This is a genomic window from Reyranella massiliensis 521, from assembly GCF_000312425.1.
Lineage (GTDB): Bacteria > Pseudomonadota > Alphaproteobacteria > Reyranellales > Reyranellaceae > Reyranella > Reyranella massiliensis.
Genome location: NZ_HE997181.1, coordinates 5,356,456 through 5,372,770, shown reverse-complemented (window position 1 = coordinate 5,372,770; position 16,315 = coordinate 5,356,456). Strand labels below are relative to the sequence as shown.

At 66.0% G+C, this 16,315-nt stretch carries 17 protein-coding genes and 2 riboswitches; of the genes, 6 read left to right on the top strand and 11 right to left on the bottom strand.

The window, feature by feature from the left end:
* Positions 1-55: 55 nt before the first annotated feature.
* The 7 genes from BN60_RS26260 to BN60_RS26235 all read right to left on the bottom strand — a co-directional run bounded on the left by BN60_RS26260 (position 56) and on the right by BN60_RS26235 (position 4,835).
* Positions 56-643, bottom strand: coding sequence for a DUF3859 domain-containing protein (locus BN60_RS26260; RefSeq protein WP_020699167.1), 588 nt, complete (start codon positions 641-643; stop codon positions 56-58).
* Between the two features lie 113 nt (positions 644-756).
* The gene (locus tag BN60_RS26255) at positions 757-1,002 is read right to left on the bottom strand and encodes a hypothetical protein (RefSeq protein WP_020699166.1); all 246 of its coding nucleotides are present in this window, start codon (positions 1,000-1,002) and stop codon (positions 757-759) included.
* 33 nt (positions 1,003-1,035) lie between these two features.
* On the bottom strand, positions 1,036-1,839 hold the full coding sequence (locus BN60_RS26250) for an ABC transporter ATP-binding protein (protein ID WP_020699165.1): 804 nt from the start codon (positions 1,837-1,839) through the stop codon (positions 1,036-1,038).
* Positions 1,833-2,837 (bottom strand): ABC transporter permease, encoded by a 1,005-nt coding sequence (locus BN60_RS26245; RefSeq protein WP_051150192.1) that lies wholly within the window; start codon positions 2,835-2,837, stop codon positions 1,833-1,835. The genes BN60_RS26250 and BN60_RS26245 overlap by 7 nt, the downstream gene beginning before the upstream one ends.
* Before the next feature lie 9 nt (positions 2,838-2,846).
* Complete coding sequence (locus BN60_RS26240) at positions 2,847-3,911, bottom strand: ABC transporter substrate-binding protein (protein ID WP_020699163.1); 1,065 nt, start codon at positions 3,909-3,911, stop codon at positions 2,847-2,849.
* Between the two features lie 134 nt (positions 3,912-4,045).
* Complete coding sequence (locus tag BN60_RS30605; protein WP_148283528.1) at positions 4,046-4,282, bottom strand: hypothetical protein; 237 nt, start codon at positions 4,280-4,282, stop codon at positions 4,046-4,048.
* On the bottom strand, positions 4,272-4,835 hold the full coding sequence (locus BN60_RS26235; protein WP_020699162.1) for a hypothetical protein: 564 nt from the start codon (positions 4,833-4,835) through the stop codon (positions 4,272-4,274). Before BN60_RS26235 ends, BN60_RS30605 begins: the two co-directional genes overlap by 11 nt.
* An 82-nt stretch (positions 4,836-4,917) precedes the next feature.
* Between BN60_RS26235 and BN60_RS29275 the strand changes: the two genes are divergently transcribed.
* A complete protein-coding gene (locus BN60_RS29275; RefSeq protein WP_177324865.1) occupies positions 4,918-5,607 on the top strand; it encodes a helix-turn-helix domain-containing protein in 690 nt (229 codons plus the stop codon).
* A gap of 59 nt (positions 5,608-5,666) precedes the next feature.
* Here BN60_RS29275 and BN60_RS26225 read toward each other — a convergent pair whose 3' ends face one another.
* Genes BN60_RS26225 through BN60_RS26210 form a run of 4 tightly spaced genes read right to left on the bottom strand, consistent with a single transcriptional unit; the run spans position 5,667 to position 10,152 of the window.
* Positions 5,667-6,443: an ABC transporter ATP-binding protein gene (locus BN60_RS26225; protein ID WP_043286888.1), complete on the bottom strand. Its 777-nt coding sequence runs from the start codon at positions 6,441-6,443 to the stop codon at positions 5,667-5,669.
* On the bottom strand, positions 6,440-7,408 hold the full coding sequence (locus tag BN60_RS26220; RefSeq protein ID WP_020699159.1) for a FecCD family ABC transporter permease: 969 nt from the start codon (positions 7,406-7,408) through the stop codon (positions 6,440-6,442). Before BN60_RS26220 ends, BN60_RS26225 begins: the two co-directional genes overlap by 4 nt.
* Positions 7,405-8,199, bottom strand: a complete 795-nt coding sequence (locus BN60_RS26215; RefSeq protein ID WP_020699158.1) for an ABC transporter substrate-binding protein — start codon at positions 8,197-8,199, stop codon at positions 7,405-7,407. Before BN60_RS26215 ends, BN60_RS26220 begins: the two co-directional genes overlap by 4 nt.
* Before the next feature lie 39 nt (positions 8,200-8,238).
* Positions 8,239-10,152: a TonB-dependent receptor plug domain-containing protein gene (locus BN60_RS26210; protein ID WP_020699157.1), complete on the bottom strand. Its 1,914-nt coding sequence runs from the start codon at positions 10,150-10,152 to the stop codon at positions 8,239-8,241.
* Between the two features lie 81 nt (positions 10,153-10,233).
* A riboswitch (cobalamin riboswitch) is annotated at positions 10,234-10,434 on the bottom strand.
* Between the two features lie 66 nt (positions 10,435-10,500).
* Positions 10,501-10,706: riboswitch (cobalamin riboswitch) on the top strand.
* Between the two features lie 79 nt (positions 10,707-10,785).
* Between BN60_RS26210 and BN60_RS26205 the strand changes: the two genes are divergently transcribed.
* The 5 genes from BN60_RS26205 (at position 10,786) to BN60_RS26185 (ending at position 16,315) form a co-directional block, all read left to right on the top strand.
* Positions 10,786-12,576, top strand: coding sequence for an AMP-binding protein (locus BN60_RS26205; RefSeq protein ID WP_020699156.1), 1,791 nt, complete (start codon positions 10,786-10,788; stop codon positions 12,574-12,576).
* A 98-nt stretch (positions 12,577-12,674) separates the two neighbouring features.
* On the top strand, positions 12,675-13,196 hold the full coding sequence (locus BN60_RS26200) for a hypothetical protein (protein WP_020699155.1): 522 nt from the start codon (positions 12,675-12,677) through the stop codon (positions 13,194-13,196).
* Positions 13,177-13,557 (top strand): cupin domain-containing protein, encoded by a 381-nt coding sequence (locus BN60_RS26195; RefSeq protein WP_020699154.1) that lies wholly within the window; start codon positions 13,177-13,179, stop codon positions 13,555-13,557. The genes BN60_RS26200 and BN60_RS26195 overlap by 20 nt, the downstream gene beginning before the upstream one ends.
* Before the next feature lie 15 nt (positions 13,558-13,572).
* Positions 13,573-15,066 carry a malate dehydrogenase (quinone) gene (gene mqo / locus BN60_RS26190; RefSeq protein WP_020699153.1) on the top strand — a complete coding sequence of 498 codons (1,494 nt, stop codon included), beginning with the start codon at positions 13,573-13,575 and terminating at the stop codon, positions 15,064-15,066.
* Positions 15,067-15,088: 22 nt separating this feature from the next.
* Positions 15,089-16,315: a threonine/serine exporter family protein gene (locus BN60_RS26185; RefSeq protein ID WP_020699152.1), complete on the top strand. Its 1,227-nt coding sequence runs from the start codon at positions 15,089-15,091 to the stop codon at positions 16,313-16,315.

Here is a 16,315-nt window from a genome sequence, read left to right as displayed (position 1 = left end):
GAGCCCGACACCCTTCCCCCTGCACATCTGAAAGCGCTCACCCTTAGGTGAAGAACTAGAGGCTCGACATCTGGAAGCAGTTCGAGCCGCTGTCGCGACGCGGTACGGTGGCCTGCGGATCGTCGACGATCGTGAAGTTCTGTTCGGCGAGCAGACGTCCACGTTGGAAGAGCTGGAAGGTCCAGATGCCCCGCATGAGTTCCCAGGGTTCGTCGAAGCCGTAGCCGATGTAGCCGACCACGCCGATTCGCGCCGAGAAGACCTCGGCGTAGGATTTCAACGGCTTGGGCGCGCCCGGCGGCGTCACTTCGGTGGGAAAGGTCACCACCTTGGTCAGCCGCTCGATACCGTCGGTCGATGGTCCCCACACACGATAGCGGAAGCCGAAGGTCAGGGTGGGCTTCATCGGGATCATAGTCGTGGTCGAGACGTGGCAGATGTTCGACACCTGATTCTGTCCGATGCCGTTGGCATCGTGCGTCGTCGCATCGATATCGAGCGTATAGATGCCATGTTCGACGATCTCGACACGCGTCGGCTCCACCGCCCGGGCCGACACGATGGCCAGACCCAGGACCAGAGCGAAAGCAGCAACCATCCGGATCGGCGTCACGGCACCAGCCTGTGCAAACTTGGTCCGCATGAATACGCCATCTCGGACCGGAAACACAGTCGGCGCACTCCCTCCTCGACCTCGATGATCTGGTCCGTTGCCGCCCCGATCCGATGGCCTGGCTGACCACGCGGCTCAACAACCTACGGCGCGCGCGGCGTCAGCAGCACGCTGTGCGACGGGACACCTCCGAGCGACAGCCACCCTTTGGCCGCCGCGAAGGCGATCGCGGCATCGATGGCATCCGGGCTCTCGCTGTCGAGGTGGTCGGCGATCTGCGCCACGGCGATCCAGGCTCGATGCTCGCCGCGCACGTCGCGCACGGCATGACAGACGCGGACGGCCAAACGGTCGATGGTCGGCCGATCGATTGTGACTCCCGTCGCCATGGTGCACTCCTCGTCAGACGCCGGTCGCCCGCCTCACCAATCGCCACCGAGGCCGAGCAGGCCCAGTATCTCGCGGCGCAGGCGCAGCAGTTCGGGGTGGTCGCGGTGGCGCGGATACGGCAGGTCAACCGCGAGATCGGCGCGCAGCCGCGCCGGCCTATCGCTGAACACGATGACGCGGTTGGAAAGAAGCAACGCCTCTTCCACGTCGTGTGTCACCATCAGCACGGTAAAGCCGCGTGCCTGCCACAGCCGCGTCAGTTCGCTCTGCATGGCAAGCCGCGTCAGGCTGTCGAGCTTGCCCAGGGGCTCGTCGAGGATCAGCAGTTTGGGATCGTTGACCAGCGCCCGCGCCAGCGACGCGCGCTGCGCCATGCCGCCGGAGAGCTGGTGCGGATAGACATGGGCGAAACGATCGAGCCCGACCAGCGCCAGCGCTTCGTCGACCCGGCTGCGTTGTTGCTTCAGGAGACCGCGCGCCTCCAGCCCCAGCGACGCGTTGCGCCACACCGTCCGCCAGGGATAGAGCGTCGGATCCTGGAAGACCACGACGCGCGACGGATCGGGTTGCGTCACCTCCTCACCATCGACGACGAGGTGACCGTGGCGCGGCCGGTCGAGCCCCGCCACCAGCCGCAGCAGAGTGGACTTGCCGCAGCCGCTGGGCCCCAGCAGCGCCACGAACTCGCCGGGCGCGACGCTGAAGGAAACATCCTCCAGCACCGGCAGGTCCTCGCCGTTCAGGACGAAGCCGTGATCGACTTCGCGGACATCGAGTCGGGCCCCGGCGATCGGCGAAGCAGATGCCGCCGTCGGGCGTTCAGCGAGCGTTACCATTGGACGAGTCCCTTCTGCCAAGCGAGGAGGCGATCACGTACGCGGAAGAGAAGCGTGATCAGCGCCGAGCACATCAACGCCATGACGAGCAGGGCGCCGTACATATTGGCGTAGGCCGCCCATCCCTGCGCCCATTGCAGGTACCAGCCGAGGCCGGACTTCACGCCCAGCATCTCTGCCACCACCAGCACGGCGAAGGACGAGCCTAGCCCCATGAACAGGCCGACGAAGACGTGCGGCAGTGCTGCCGGAATGGCGACCCTCAACACCAGGAAGCGGCTGTTGGCACCGAGCGTACGTGCCACGTCGTAATAGGCGCTCTGCACGCCAGCCACACCCGACCAGGTGAGGACGGTGAGCGGGAACGCCGTCGCCAGGGCGATCAGGAAGGTGCTGGCTGCAGCACTTGTCGGAAAAATGAAGAACGCGAGCGGAAGCCACGCCGTCGCGGGCAACGGGCCGACAAGGCGCATCAACGGGTGGATCCAGTAGCCTGCGCGCTTCGACCAGCCCAGGGCGACGCCCGCCACAAAGCCTAACGCCGCACCAATAGCGAAGCCACGGAACAGCAGCATCAGCGACGCCAACAGCGATTCGCCCAACCGCCGCCAATCGTCGGTGTAAACCTCGACGAAGGCCTGCGGCGATGGGAAGAACGGCAGCGGCAGCAGGTCGAGCTTGGCCGTCACGATCTCCCAGGCCGTCAGCCATAGTGCCAGCACGATCAGCCAGGGCGCGAAGCGTCCGAGCCGAGCCAGCCGCGCAAACAGCCAGCCGCCGGCATAGGCGGCAAGCTGCAAGGTACCGAACGCGAGCGACAGTGCCCCCAGCAGCCGGGTGCGCTCCAGTTCCTGGGCGTCGGGCCAGGAGAGGACAAGCGCCCCCGTTCCCAGCCAGGCGATACCAGCGGCCGCGAGCACCAGAGTAGGACGCGGCAAGGGGTCGTCGAGCGCAGCCAATCGGAGACGCCGAGGACTTTCTTCAGCAATGGATGTCATGGTTGATCCTCAGGGCAGGACGTCGACGGTGACCCGCGCGGCATACTTCTGGATGTCGGTGCTCTGCTTGAACACGGCGACCTGCTTCAGTTCCTCACCATAGGCCGCGATCTGGCTCCGCAGATCCGCTGCCAGCGGGTTGTGGTGATGCGTATGGCTCTTCAGCATTTCGGCGAGCTTGTCGGCCGGCGCCTTGGCGTGCGTCGCAAAGATCGCGGCCGCCGCGTCGGGGTTGACCGTCACCCATTCCTGCGCCGCGAGAAGGGCCTGCACCAGCGCGGCGGCAACCGGCTTCTCCTGACGGATCAGGCTGCCGCGGACGCCCAGCACGCAGCAGGTGCGATGGGCGAACTCGCCGCTGAGATTGTTGGCGACCTCCGTGAGCCCGTCGCGCTCACGCGCCAGCCAGCCCAGCGGATCGCCCTGGCAGAAGGCCTGTACTTCACCCTTCTTCAGCGCCACGGGAAGGATGTCGCCGGGGAACACCTTCCACTCGACCTCCTTGTTGGGATCGACGCCGGCCTGATGCAGCATGATCGAGAAGAAGTTGCGGTCGGGCGCGGCGAGGTCGGTCACGCCGATCGACTTGCCCTTCAGATCGGCGATCTTGGCGATGCCGCTGGCAGGCGTCGCGAACAGGCGCATGCAGCCGCCATGGATGCCCGCGGCAATCTTGACGTCGAAGCCGCCTTCCAGCGGCTTCAGCCAGCGCAGCGCCATGCCGACGCCGGCATCGGCCTTGGCCGTCGCAATGGCTTCGAGGAGCTGGTCGGTCGAACCGGCGAAGTTGATCAGCTCGACGTCGAGATTGTGACGCTGGAAGTAGCCCTTCTCCTGCGCCACGGCGACGCCCACCGTGCAGATCGCCGTGGCATTCCAGGTGAGCTTCAGCGCGCGCTTCTGCGGGAGCACGACCGGCTCGCCGAACGACGCGCGGCAGATCGCGGGATCGAGCAGATCGGCCGGCAGACCGCCGCCGACAAGGCCGCGCTGGGCGACGACGCCAGCGGGCAGAAGAGTGCCAGTGACGGCGGCGGCGCGAAGGAACGTACGCCGAGTGGGCAGACGGAACATCGGTTACTCCAGTTACACGCAGAATCGAGGGAAACATGAGGACGTGCGTCGGGGACGACGCAGTGCGGGCGGCCTTCAGCCGCTACAGCAACGACAACAGACCGTCGTAGGGAGCAGGGTGCTCATCATGGCCTCTAGGATCGGACGAGAGGCCTGCTGCGTAAATAATCTGGAAAACCAAAGAAGCCCTCGAAGAGAAAATCTTCTGCTTCATCGATCGAAGAAATCGACGCATAGGTTTCTTCGACCGACGCCACGCTGCGCCCCGCCTTCGGGGTGGCCCGATCAGAACGGCAGCCTGCAACAGTCGCGGCAACGCCGAGGACGCGTACGGCGGTGGCGACTACGATTTCAACGACCTCATGGTTCAACCCGATCAGTGCCTCGGGGCGCGGCCGGCTGGCATAGCGTGCAACAACGACCGAACAGGTCGGCATAGTCGGGGAACTCGCGCAGCCGCCGGGTGTGGGCGGCACGGTACCATTCGGTCATGCGCACGGATCGATTCAACACCGCGTCGACCGCGCGGGCCGGGACGTTCGGCAGGAGTTCCTGCGCCAGGACCGCGACGCAGGCGCGGGCATGGGTGAGCGTGCCGTGCCGGTGGCGGCCACGTAGCGACGCCACCGTCACGCCGCAGGCGGCAGCGACCCGTTCCGCGAGTTCGCAGAGTGCGGGGGGCAGTGGCGTCGGGCTGGGGAGCTGCCGGCCACGATGCTGGCGATTACGCCGCTTGCGTTTGCGGCCGCCGATATAGCCCTCCCCGGCCAGCACGGGTCTGGGGAGCGGTAGATCGAGATCACGATCCGGGGACGGCGCCCCCAGGATCTTCAAGGCGAAATGCGGGTTGGCGGCCACGATGCGCGCCTTGCGCTGCTGCAGCCACGCGAAGTGGCCGGTGTCGTCTTGTCTTGGAAAGTACATGCCCGAAAGTTAATTGACAGTTTACCGTATGTCAATTAACAATAGGCTAATGATTAACCTCGGGTTAAGTCAAAATGCCCACATGTCGATATTGGGCAATGCCATCAGAGCCAGTCGTCAGGCCAGGGGCATGACGCAGGCGGAGCTGGGTGAGCGCTTCGGAATCTCGAAAGCGGCGGTGGCGATGTGGGAGTCGGGCAAGAACATCCCCGACCAGCGCAAGATGGCCGAGCTGACGCGTGTATTGGACCTCGATCCGGCCGTGGCGATCGGCCTTCACGAAGAGGAGCCGCTGCCGCCGGCAAATGTTCGCGAAGCGCCCGGCGTGCCGCGGCCGCCGGCGCGCCAGGAGATGCCCAAGGACGTTCCCGTGCTGGGCACCGTTTCCGGTGGAGATGCCTCGAACCCCGCCGATTTCGAGCTGAACGGGCAGATCGTCGACTATGTGCGCCGGCCGCCGCGTCTGATCGGCCGCACCGACGTCTTTGCCGCCTATGTCCAGGGCAACTCGGTGTCGCCGTGGCGCGAGCCCGGCCAGCTCATCTACCTGGAAGGGGCCCGGCCGCCGAAGGCCATGGACTACGTGCTGGTCGAGCTCAAGCCGCACAATGGCGACGATGTGCGCCCCGCCCTGGTGAAGCGCCTGCTGGCCGTCACCCCAACGCGCGTCCGCCTCCGCCAGTACACGCCGGCCAAGGATTTCGAGGTCGACCGCCGCCGCATCCTGCGCATTTTCCGCGTGCTCGACTGGGACGAGCTGATGGGCGTTTAGCCTCGCCGGGGCCGCCTCTCTGTTAATCCGGAATTGATCGGCAGAGCCCTGCGCAAACCCTATCGCCTTTCCCACGCGACTGGCTGCATCACACCGTCGACCTCGACATGACGGAAGCCGATGCCATAGGCGGCGTCGATCACACCGCTGCCCAGCGCCTCACCAGGCGGCCCGTCGGCGACGATACCCGCATTGGCCAACACCACGATGCGGTCGGCAAAGCGGGCGGCGAGACCGAGATCATGCAGCACCACGATCACCACCACACCGCGCGCAGCCTCGGCGCGCAGCACGTCCATGGCCTGCAACGCATAGGCGGGATCGAGGCTGGCCACCGGCTCGTCGGCCACCAGGATCGCCGCTCCCGTGGCCAGAGTACGCGCCAGCATCAGCCGCGCGCGTTCGCCCTGGCTCAACGTGTCGATGGCACGGCCGGCCAGCCCCGCGCCGTCGACCCGTTCGAGGGCACGGCGCACCGCCTCCTGGTCGGCAGTTTTCAACGGACGGCTCAAGTCGGCGCCATGCGGCAAGCGACCCAACGCCACGAGATCGTGTCCGGTGAGCGGCCAGTAGGCGGACGCGGCCTGCGGCAGGTAGGCGACGCGCCAGGCACGCACTGCTGGCGGCAGCGCCGTGAGCGGCTGTCCGTTCAGCTCGACCGTACCGGCTTCCGGGACTTCGAGACCGACGAGATGACGAAGAAGCGTCGTCTTGCCCGCGCCGTTGGGCCCGACGATCGCCGTCAGCTGGCCCTCGGCAAAGGCGACATCGATCCTGTCGAGGATCACCTTGCCGTCGCGGCGGCAGAGCAGTTGTCGGGCGGCGATCGCCGTCATGCCGCCAACCATGCAGCGCGCGCCTTGCGTATGGCGCGTACCAGGAAAGGCGCGCCGACCAGCGAGGTGAAGACGCCGAGCTGCAGTTCGTAGGCCGTGGGCAGCAGGCGCACGACAATGTCAGCCGCCAGCACCAGCGCCGCCCCCATCAGCATCGACGGCACGAGCGTCGCACCCGGTCGATAACCGACCTTGGCGCGCACGAGATGCGGCGCCACCAGCCCCACGAAGCCGATCACGCCTGCGACCGAGGTCGCCGCCCCCACCATCAGCCCGACGCCCAAGGTGAGACGCAATCCAAGCGACCTCGTGTCTGCACCGAGGCTTCTGGCGGTATCCTCCCCCAGGGACAGCGCATCGAGCCAGCGACCGGCGCCCAGCACCAGCACGCCCCCCATCAAGAGGAAGGGGGTGGCGATGGCGAGATAGGAAAGGTCGCGATCGACAATCGACCCCGCCAGCCAAAGCGAGATTTCCTGATAGGCGAACGGATTGGGCGACAGCGCCAGGACCAATGCGATGGCCGCTGCGGCGATGGCGTTGATGGCCACCCCCATCAGCAACAGCGAGACCGTTCCAGTGCCCGACCTCACCGCGCTCATCAACAGCGCCACGGCAATCGACGCGCCCAGGATACCGGCCAGCGGCAAGGCCAGGGAGAAGGCGGCGGCGAGGCCCGAGTAGAAGGCACAGACGGCAGCAAAGCCTGCGCAGGAAGAAACACCGATCACGCCGGGTTCGGCCAGAGGATTGCGAAGCCAACCCTGCAGCACCGCGCCGCTGAGGCCCAGTGCACCGCCGATCAGGAGGCCCAGCGTCGCGCGCGGGACACGCAGCTCCCACACGATCGCCCAGCCAACCTCGTTGCCCAGCTGCCACGGCCACCAGGCCGGACCGATGGCGAGCGACAGCCCATAGAGGGCGATCACTAACCCGATCAGCGACGGCAGCAGCGTCCGCTTCATGGCCGTGCCTCGGCCAGCAGACGCAGGACCTCGAAATTCTCCGGTCCGGCGCAGATCTGGGTCCGCATCGGCACCGAGACGATGCGGGCCCGGCCTGCCAGCGCTTTCAGGGCTTGATGCTCAACCAGCTCCGTCGCACGCGCCGGATCGGCGTTGGACTCGCCGTCGACCACCAGCATGTCGGGCTGGCCAGCCAGGATCGTTTCCAGCGACAGACGGCCAAAGGCCGGCATACCCCACTCGGCGGCGAGGTTGCGCAGGCCCGCCAGGCGCAGCAGTTCGTCCATCAGGCTGCCGCGTCCTGCCGTGCCGCGGTTGGCCTGCAGCGCGATGGCGGTCGCGACCGGCGATTTGTTCCAAACGAGTGCCTGCCGCGCCGTCCGCATCTCGTCGATCAGGCGGCGGCCTTCGTCTTCGCGGCCAAGGGCAGTGGCCATACGTTCGATCAGCGGTTCGGTCTCTTCCAGCGAGGTCGCAAAGGGCACCTCGAGGATCGGCACCCCCGCCTGGCGCAGCAACCGTTTTACGCCGGCGTGAGTGCCCTGGTCGAAAATGACGAGATCGGGCCGCAGATCGAGGATCGATTCCGCGGCCGGCCGCACCGCCGCAACGGTTCGCGCCTGGTCTGCCAGTACGGACAGGCCGGGCTGGTGCGACAGCGAGCTCACCCCCACGAGCTGGCCGGGCGCGGCCAGTCTGAGCGCCATCAGGTCAAGACAGAGGTTGACCGTAACGACCCGTTGCGGCGCCTGCGCCATCGTGGGCGACACCGGCGCCAGGCCGAGCAGCATCGTCACGAGAACAAGAACAGCGCGCAGCGGCCACTCCCTTCAGAACTTCGCTTTCACACCGAAGAAGGCCTGGAAGTACGGTGCCTGAAAGCCTTCCGGCTCTTCGTATACCCGATTGAGCAGGTTCTCGGCGCGGGCGAACAGCTCGACGCCGGGCGTTACATCGTAGGAGGCGGTCAACCGGACCAGCGAATAGGGCGATGGCTGCATCAGCGCGCCGGTGACGGCATTGTAGTCGTTGCGTTCGTTGACCTGCAGCAGGCCGGCGCCCAACCGTACGTTGCTCCACGGCCGCGCGACGGCGCGCACGTTGAAGACGCTGACAGGGCGGCGCACCAGCGGCTCGTCGGCATCGACGTCGCGCGCCAGCGTGTAGGTGTAGTCGAAGTGGAAGTCGAGCCAGCTGGTGATCGCCGCATCGAGCACGAACTCGAAGCCCTGGCTCTGGGCGTTAGCGACGTTCTGCAGCGACACGAACGGCGGCGGACACTCGATCAGGTTGCTGAAGGTGTTGAAGAAGTAGGTGACGCTGACATTCACCTTCTTGTTGAACAGGCTCTGCTCGATGCCGGCTTCCCAGCCGCGGCTGTATTCCGGCTGTATGTTGCGGTTACCGCCACAGAAGAAGCCCGTCCCATAGAGTTCGAACAGCGACGGCGCCTTGAAGGCCGTGCCGTAGGACGCCTTGAGCCGGGTCTCGGTCTGCCGGAACAGATAGGTTGCGCCGGCGCGCCAGGTCGAGACCGTGCCGAAAGTATCGTTGAGGTCGATCCGGCCTCCCAGCGACAGGGTGAGATCTTCGAATACCGTCGCCTTCACCTGGGCGTAGAGGCCGGTCTGCGCCATGGTGCCCCAGCCCTGGACGCCGTCGACGTTGTTGTAGGCCCAGGTCCGTTCGTAATCGACGCCGGCCAGCACCATCACATTGTCGGTGACGTTGATCTGGTTCTTGAAGTCCGCCGCCAGCCGCCTGCCGTTGTAGTAGGCATCCTGCGTGAAGGGGAACGGGTTCTGCAGGCTCGGGAAATCCTGATCGTGGCGGTAGACGGTCGAGTAGTTGATGCCGACCGTCGGCTTCCAGCGGCCGTCGAGATAGTTTCCTTCGAATTCGAGGCGATTGAAGAACTGCTGCGTGAAGCCGCCGGCATTCGGATCTTCCAGCCCGACCTGATCGTATTTCACCTGCGTGTCGATGAAGCGGCCGAAGTAGTTGACCCGGGTATTGTCGTCGATCTGGAAGCCCAGCCGTCCCGCCACGGTGACGTTGCGGTAGGGATCGGTGTCGACATAGCCGTTGGCCGGCCAGAAGCGTGCCGGCACGATCGTATTGTTGGGCGAGTAGGTGAAGGCACCCGTAAGATTGTAGTCGAAGCGGCCGATGCTGCCGCGGACATAGCCGCCGCTGTTGGTCTGCAGGCGCGTGCCGAGTTCGGTGAAGGCGGCGCCGTTCATCGGGCCCTTGCCAGCCTTTGTCACCATGTTGATGACGCCGCCGATCGCCTGGCTGCCATAGAGCGTGCTCATCGGCCCGCGCACCACCTCGATGCGGTCGAGGTTTTCGGTAAGGAAATGCGCGAAATCGACCGCGCCGCCGGACGAGGACGGATCGTTGACGTTGACGCCGTCGATCAGCACCAGCACGTGATTGGCGTTCGAGCCGCGCACGAACACCGAGGACTGCGTGCCCGGCCCGCCCGACTGCTGCACCGAGACGCCCGGAATCGTGCTCAACACATCGGTCGCCGTGCGCAGCTGGCGGTCCTGCATTTCCTTGTTGGTGATCACCGTCACGGTGCCAGTCACCTTGTCAGCATCGGTCGGCACGCGATCGGGCGTCACGACGAGCGACGGCAGCATGATATCGGGCTCGGTCTGCGCCTGCACGGCAACGGACGGCAACGCAGCCAGCGACGAAACAAGCAAGGCATATAAGGAACGACGGATCGACGTCATCGGACGATCTCCCAAACAGAACACGCACAAGGCGCGTCACCGCTCGGTTGACCGTCCCAATGGATCGTCCCGTCCATCGGAAGAGCGACGCTATCGCCGGCAGGTCTTCTGGCTCGCGGGTCCTAGCTCCTGCCCGTCTTCCCGAATGCTTGGCACCCAGTGACTGGTGGACAGTTGCTCGCCGCTTACAGCTGCGGGTACAGCCGCCGATTGGTCCCGAAGGACTGCACGGCGTTCCCTTTTCACCTCCAGTTAAGGAGGACCGTCGATGTTCGATCGATAGGCGGGCGAAGTGATTGCGTCAAGCTGGAGACATGGCGTCGCTTGACGCGCCTCCCTTGCCCGCTTAACGAGGACCGTATCGACGGTCCCCTTTAACCGGGGGCGAACAGGGAATGCCGTGCCGCTCCCTTCCTTGGGAGCCAATCGGCAGCTGTACCCGCAGCTGTAAGCGGCGAGCGAATGCCCAGATGTCACTGGACCTCACGGTCTGGGAAGACGGGCAGGAGCTAGGACCCGCGAGCCAGAAGACCTGCCGGCGATAGCGTCGCTCTTCCGATGGACGGGACAATCCATTGGGACGGTCAACCGAGCGGTGACGCGCTTAGTGCGAACCGTTTGGGAGATCGTCCGATGACGTCGATCCGTGAAGTCCTGCCTGCGCGTTTTCCGGAAACCCTCGCTTCGGACAGCGAGGCCAGCCGGCTGCAACGCTACGCCTCGACCCTGCCTTCCGCCCTGTCGCCGGAAGCTCTGGTGCCGACGCCGACACTGAACACGTCCCTGCCCTTCCGCCGTGGTGGCTTCTCCAGCCTCTGCGAAGCGCTCGACTACGCCGCTCGCGGCGAGACTGGTCTCAACTTCTTCGACGCGCGCGGCAAACTCCTGAGCCGTCTGTCCTATGCCGATCTCGGCGTGCAGGCGCGGCGCTTCGCACGCCGCCTGATCGGCGCCGGTATCGGCCGCGGCGAACGGCTGGTGATCGTGGCCGATACCTGGCCGGGTTTCTGCGTCGCCTTCTTCGGGGCGCAGTATGCCGGCGTGCTGCCCGTTCCCGTTGCGGTGCCCGTCGGCTTCGGCGCCAAGGAAAGCTACATCACCCAGCTCCGCCGCCAGATCGTGGCGGCAGGCGCCATCGGGGTCGTGGCGCCCGACGATCTCGTAGGCTTCGCCGAAGCGGCCGCCACCGGCACCTGGGCGCGCCTCGTTGGCCCCATGGCGCTCTTCGAAGCCCTTCCCGAAGCGCCCGCGGAGTTGCAACCGCTATTGGCCGGCGAACGCTGCTACATCCAGTTTTCCTCGGGCAGCACACGAGCTCCTTTGGGTGTCGACATTCGCCAGAGCCAGCTCATGGCCAACATCGATGGCGCGATCGCGCGGCAAGAACTCGACGAGCACGACGCCGGCGTAAGCTGGCTGCCGCTCTATCACGACATGGGTCTGATCGGCTTCGTCCTGGCGCCGATGTGCGCACAGCGCAGCGTCGACCTGCTGGCACCGCGCGACTTTGCGCGCCGGCCGATGCAATGGCTGTCGCTGATCTCGCGCCGGCGCGCCACCATCACATATAGCCCCAGCTTCGGCTACGAACTGGTCGCCCGCCGCGCAAATGGGCAGATACCGGGCGAAATCGACCTTTCCTGCCTGAAGCTGGCCGGCATCGGCGCCGACATGATCCAACCCTCCGTGCTGCGCCGCTTCGCCGACGCCTTCGCCTCGCGCGGCTTCGACACGCGCGCTTTCATGCCGAGTTACGGCATGGCCGAAGTCTGCGTCGGCCTGACATTCGGCGGACGCTTCACCGGCTTTCGCACCGACAGACTGAATGGCCGCGAGTTCGTGGCGTGTGGCCGGCCGATGGATGGTCACCTCGTGCAGATTCGCGGCGCGAGCGGCATGCCATTGGCAGAACGCCATGTCGGCCGCATCTTCGCCCAGGGTCCCAGCGTCATGCCCGGTTACTATCTGAAGACCGAGGAGAGCCGCGAGGTGCTCGACGATGGCTGGCTCGACACCGGCGATCTCGGCTACTGGTGCGATGACGAGCTGGTGATTACAGGCCGCGCCAAGGACCTGATGATCGTCAACGGCCGCAATATCTGGCCGCAGGACATCGAATGGGCCATCGAGGCGCTGCCGCGCCTGCGCCGCGGCGATGCCTGTGCCTTCTCGCTCGACGCCGTCGACGGAGGCGCCGAGGAAGTCGTCGTCCTGGTCCAGGGCTTTCCCGCCGAACCCGACGAGATCGAGGTCCTGCTCGGCAACATTCGCCAGGTCGTGAAGGAAGCTGCCGGTATCGACTGCCGAATCGAACTGGTCTCGCGCCAGATCGGGTTGCCCCTTACGTCATCCGGTAAACTCAGCCGCACGCACGCGAAGGCGCAGTTTCTGAACGGCGCCTTCACACGTCCACTCGCTTCCTAAGGCACGAGCGAAACGGGGGATAGCTAAAGGGTCGACCTCTCGACAGAGCACGTTACTATGCAGCGGGGGACTACGTGCGACTGTCGCCAGGAGACCGTTTGTCGTCCCGCCGTTTCAAATTCGTTACCGTCACCGTCTTCGTAGCCGCAGCCGTCACCGCTCTCGCGCTGGGCGGCGCGAGCGTTTGGACATGGAACGAACCCGGCACCCATCCCTTTTTTCGCTTCGGCTTTCCTGCGCTTCTTCTCTGGCTGCTCGCCGCAACGGCAAGGCTCGCGATCGGCCTGCGGCGAATGCGGAAGGAAAGTATCGCTGCGCTCGATCCGCTCGCCGCGCTCGCCGCATCGCCCAAGATCAAGGCGGATGCGGCTCTGCGCGCAGCCTATCCCGGCGCTGAATTCTGCCAGCAGATCGTGCTGCCGCCCGAGCCTGGTCGCCGCCGGCGCCGCATAGCACAGCGCATCGGCCTCCCGGACGGCCACTACCGCTACATCGTAAAGGCGCACGTTCGGGGGCGTGCCAGTATTTCGTCGGCTTCCGTGTTATCGTCCCCACCAGCTCGACAGACAGGCAACCCAGGGCGGCAGGATGATTCGGTGCGTGCGGATATGGACGGGTGAGGACCAGAACTCCCATTTCGAAGAAGGCTCGATCGAACTGACGCCGGGGACCCATGGCGACTTGCTGAGCGGCAAGATCGGCACGGCGACGGCTTCCTTTCAGGAAACACGCGCAGGCGGCACGCTCGCCTGGCACACCGCTCCGGTCCGCCAGCTCGTGATCACCCTGAGCGGTACGCTCGAATTCATGACCCGGTCCGGCGAGCGCTTCGTCCTGACGCCGGGCGATGTCCTGCTGGCCGAGGATACGGCCGGCGGCGGCCACACCTGGAAGCTGGTCGACGACCAGCCGTGGCGCCGGCTCTACGTCATCCTGGCCAAGGACGCGGCCGTACCCTTCAAACGAAACCAACAGAAATAAGGTCGGGAGATTTCGATGGCAGAGAAAGAACCTGACGACGCCGATGTCGTTCTGGTCGGCGCCGGCATCATGAGCATGACGCTGGCGACCTTCCTGAAGGAGCTTCAGCCGCACCTCCGGCTCGAGATCGTCGAACGTCTGCCGGGCGAAGCACAGGAAAGCTCGGCTGCCTGGAACAATGCCGGCACGGGCCACGCCGCCAACTGCGAGCTGAACTACACGCCACAGCGGCCCGACGGCAGCGTCGACATCGCCAAGGCGCTTGAGGTCAATGTCGAGTTCGACATGTCGCGCCAATTCTGGTCGTACCTCATCCGCAAGGGTGCCATCTCGTCGGCCGACGCCTTCATCCATCCCGTCCCGCACATGAGCTTCATCACCGGCGCCGACCGCGTCGCGTTCCTGAAGAAGCGTCACGCCACGATGAGCGCCCATCACTGCTATCGCGGCATGGAATATTCCGAGGACCACAGGCAGATCGCCGAGTGGGCGCCCCTGATCATGGAGGGTCGCGATCCCGCACAGCCGGTCGCGGCCACCCGCATGGTGACCGGCGCCGACGTGAACTATGGCGCCCTCACCTCCGCCCTGCTCGCCTATCTTCGCCGCCAGGACGGCTTCGACATCCACTTCAATCACGAGGTCACCGATCTGCATCGCCGGTCGGATGGCGGCTGGCAGGTCGACGTCACCGACGAGAAGACCGGCGAGAAACGCCGCATCGGCGCCAAGTATGTCTTCCTCGGCGCCGGCGGCGCAGCCATTTCGCTCCTGCAGAAGTCGGACATCCCCGAGGCTCACGGTTTCGCGGGCTTCCCCGTGAGCGGCATCTGGCTGCGCTGCGGCAAGCCCGAGATCGCCGACCGCCACAACGCCAAGGTCTACGGCATGGCAGCGACCGGCACGCCGCCGATGTCGGTGCCGCATCTCGACACCCGCATCATCGACGGCAAGCGCTGGCTGCTGTTCGGACCCTATGCCGGCTTCTCGACCAAGTTCCTGAAACACGGTTCGGCGCTTGATTTGCTGAAGTCGGTGCGGCCGGACAATCTGCTGCCTCTGCTGGCGGTGGGGCGCGACAACTTTCCGCTGGAAGAGTATCTCGTCGGTCAGGTGCTGCAGAGCGACAGCCATCGCTTCAAGGCGCTGCGCGAGTTCTATCCCAGCCTCGACGAGAAGGACTGGGAGTTTGACGTTGCCGGCCAGCGGGTGCAGATCATCCGCAAGGACGCGCTGCACACCGGCAAGCTCGAGTTCGGCACCGACATCGTGCACTCCGCCGATTCGAGCATCGTGGCGCTGCTCGGCGCGTCGCCCGGCGCCTCGACCGCCGTCTGGATCATGGTCCACATGCTGGAGAACTGCTTCCACAAGGAGCTCGTCGGCCACTGGGTGCCCAAGCTCAAGGAGATGATCCCTTCCTACGGCCACGACCTGAAGACCGATGCCGCCCTCGTCGAGCGCGTGCGCAAGGAAACCGCCGAGGTGCTGGGCCTGCGCACCGTCTGATGTCCGCGGCCCGGCTGGTCCCATGACCGACGCCCTGCCCGTCCTCCTGCGGTTCGGTGCGATGATGATGCGCGCCGGCGACACCGCCTTCCGCGTGCGCCAGGCCATGGACCTGCTGGCCACGCGGCTCGGCGTCGAGCGGCTGGCCCTGCACATCACGCTGGGCGGCATGACCGCGACGGCCTGGCAGCAGGGCCGCGCCACGACACTCGCGACGGAGATCGCGCCGCCCGGCATCGATGCCGCGCGCATCCACGCCCTCGAAACCCTGGCCCGCGATGATCGCGGCGCTCTTACTGCCCAAAAGCTCGCCAACGACCTCGACCGCATCGAGGCCGAGGGACCGCTGCATTCCATCGCGACCGTGGCCGCGGCGATCGGCCTTGCCTCGGCGGCCTTCTCCTATCTCAACGGCGGCGACCTGCTGGGCACTGGCGCGGCAATGGTGGCTGGTGCGGTCGGTCAGGCGTCGCGTGCCCTGCTCTTCCGCCGACGGCTCAATCAATATGCCGTCAGCGCCTTCGCCGCCCTGCTGGCGTCGGGCCTCTACTGCCTGATCGTGTTCGCCATCGCAGGGCGCGGCTTCTCGAGCGCCCTTGCCGTGGGCTTCATCTCGTCCGCTCTCTTCCTGGTGCCCGGCTTCCCGCTGGTCGCCGCCCTGCTCGATCTGGTGCAGCACCAGATCACGGCCGGCATGGCGCGCCTCTTCTATGCACTGATGATCCTGCTGGCCGCCGCCTTCGGCCTGTCCGTGGTGGCCGACGTTGCGAACCTGCCCTCGGTCCCTCCACCTGCACCCGGCCATGGCATAGAGCCCATGACCCTGTTTTGGCGCGCGCTGGCGAGCTTCGCCGGCGGCTGCGGCTTCGCGCTGCTCTACAACAGCCGGCTTCGCACCGTGCTGGCAGTGGGGCTGCTCTCGCTCGCCGGCAACGAACTGCGGCTGGCACTGCACGATCTCGGCATGAGCCTGCCGCCCGCTACCTTCCTGGGGGCCCTGGCGGTGGGGCTGCTGGCCTCGGTCGCACGGGCCGAGCTGCACGTGCCCCGGATCGCCCTCACCGTGCCCGGCATCATCATCATGACGCCCGGCATCTATGCTTTCCGCACCATTGTGCTGCTGAATCAGGGCGAGGTGCTGGCGGCCGTCGAGGCCGGCGCCATCTGTTGCTTCGTCATCGGAGCGATGGCCCTGGGCCTTGCCGCCGCACGCTTTGCGACGGAAAGGCACTGGATCGTGGAACGATAA

Excerpts from the sequence above, each read along its gene's own strand:
- BN60_RS26215 (WP_020699158.1), bottom strand. The coding sequence starts at position 8,199 with ATGCTGCTCGGCCTGGCGCCGGTGTCGCCCACGATGGCGCAGGCGCCG.
- BN60_RS26220 (WP_020699159.1), bottom strand. The coding sequence starts at position 7,408 with ATGAAGCGGACGCTGCTGCCGTCGCTGATCGGGTTAGTGATCGCCCTC.
- BN60_RS26235 (WP_020699162.1), bottom strand. The coding sequence starts at position 4,835 with ATGTACTTTCCAAGACAAGACGACACCGGCCACTTCGCGTGGCTGCAG.
- BN60_RS26245 (WP_051150192.1), bottom strand. The coding sequence starts at position 2,837 with ATGACATCCATTGCTGAAGAAAGTCCTCGGCGTCTCCGATTGGCTGCG.
- BN60_RS26225 (WP_043286888.1), bottom strand. The coding sequence starts at position 6,443 with ATGACGGCGATCGCCGCCCGACAACTGCTCTGCCGCCGCGACGGCAAG.
- BN60_RS26240 (WP_020699163.1), bottom strand. The coding sequence starts at position 3,911 with ATGTTCCGTCTGCCCACTCGGCGTACGTTCCTTCGCGCCGCCGCCGTC.
- BN60_RS26205 (WP_020699156.1), top strand. The coding sequence starts at position 10,786 with ATGACGTCGATCCGTGAAGTCCTGCCTGCGCGTTTTCCGGAAACCCTC.
- BN60_RS29275 (WP_177324865.1), top strand. The coding sequence starts at position 4,918 with ATGTCGATATTGGGCAATGCCATCAGAGCCAGTCGTCAGGCCAGGGGC.
- BN60_RS26250 (WP_020699165.1), bottom strand. The coding sequence starts at position 1,839 with ATGGTAACGCTCGCTGAACGCCCGACGGCGGCATCTGCTTCGCCGATC.
- BN60_RS26260 (WP_020699167.1), bottom strand. The coding sequence starts at position 643 with ATGCGGACCAAGTTTGCACAGGCTGGTGCCGTGACGCCGATCCGGATG.
- mqo (WP_020699153.1), top strand. The coding sequence starts at position 13,573 with ATGGCAGAGAAAGAACCTGACGACGCCGATGTCGTTCTGGTCGGCGCC.
- BN60_RS26210 (WP_020699157.1), bottom strand. The coding sequence starts at position 10,152 with ATGACGTCGATCCGTCGTTCCTTATATGCCTTGCTTGTTTCGTCGCTG.
- BN60_RS26255 (WP_020699166.1), bottom strand. The coding sequence starts at position 1,002 with ATGGCGACGGGAGTCACAATCGATCGGCCGACCATCGACCGTTTGGCC.
- BN60_RS26185 (WP_020699152.1), top strand. The coding sequence starts at position 15,089 with ATGACCGACGCCCTGCCCGTCCTCCTGCGGTTCGGTGCGATGATGATG.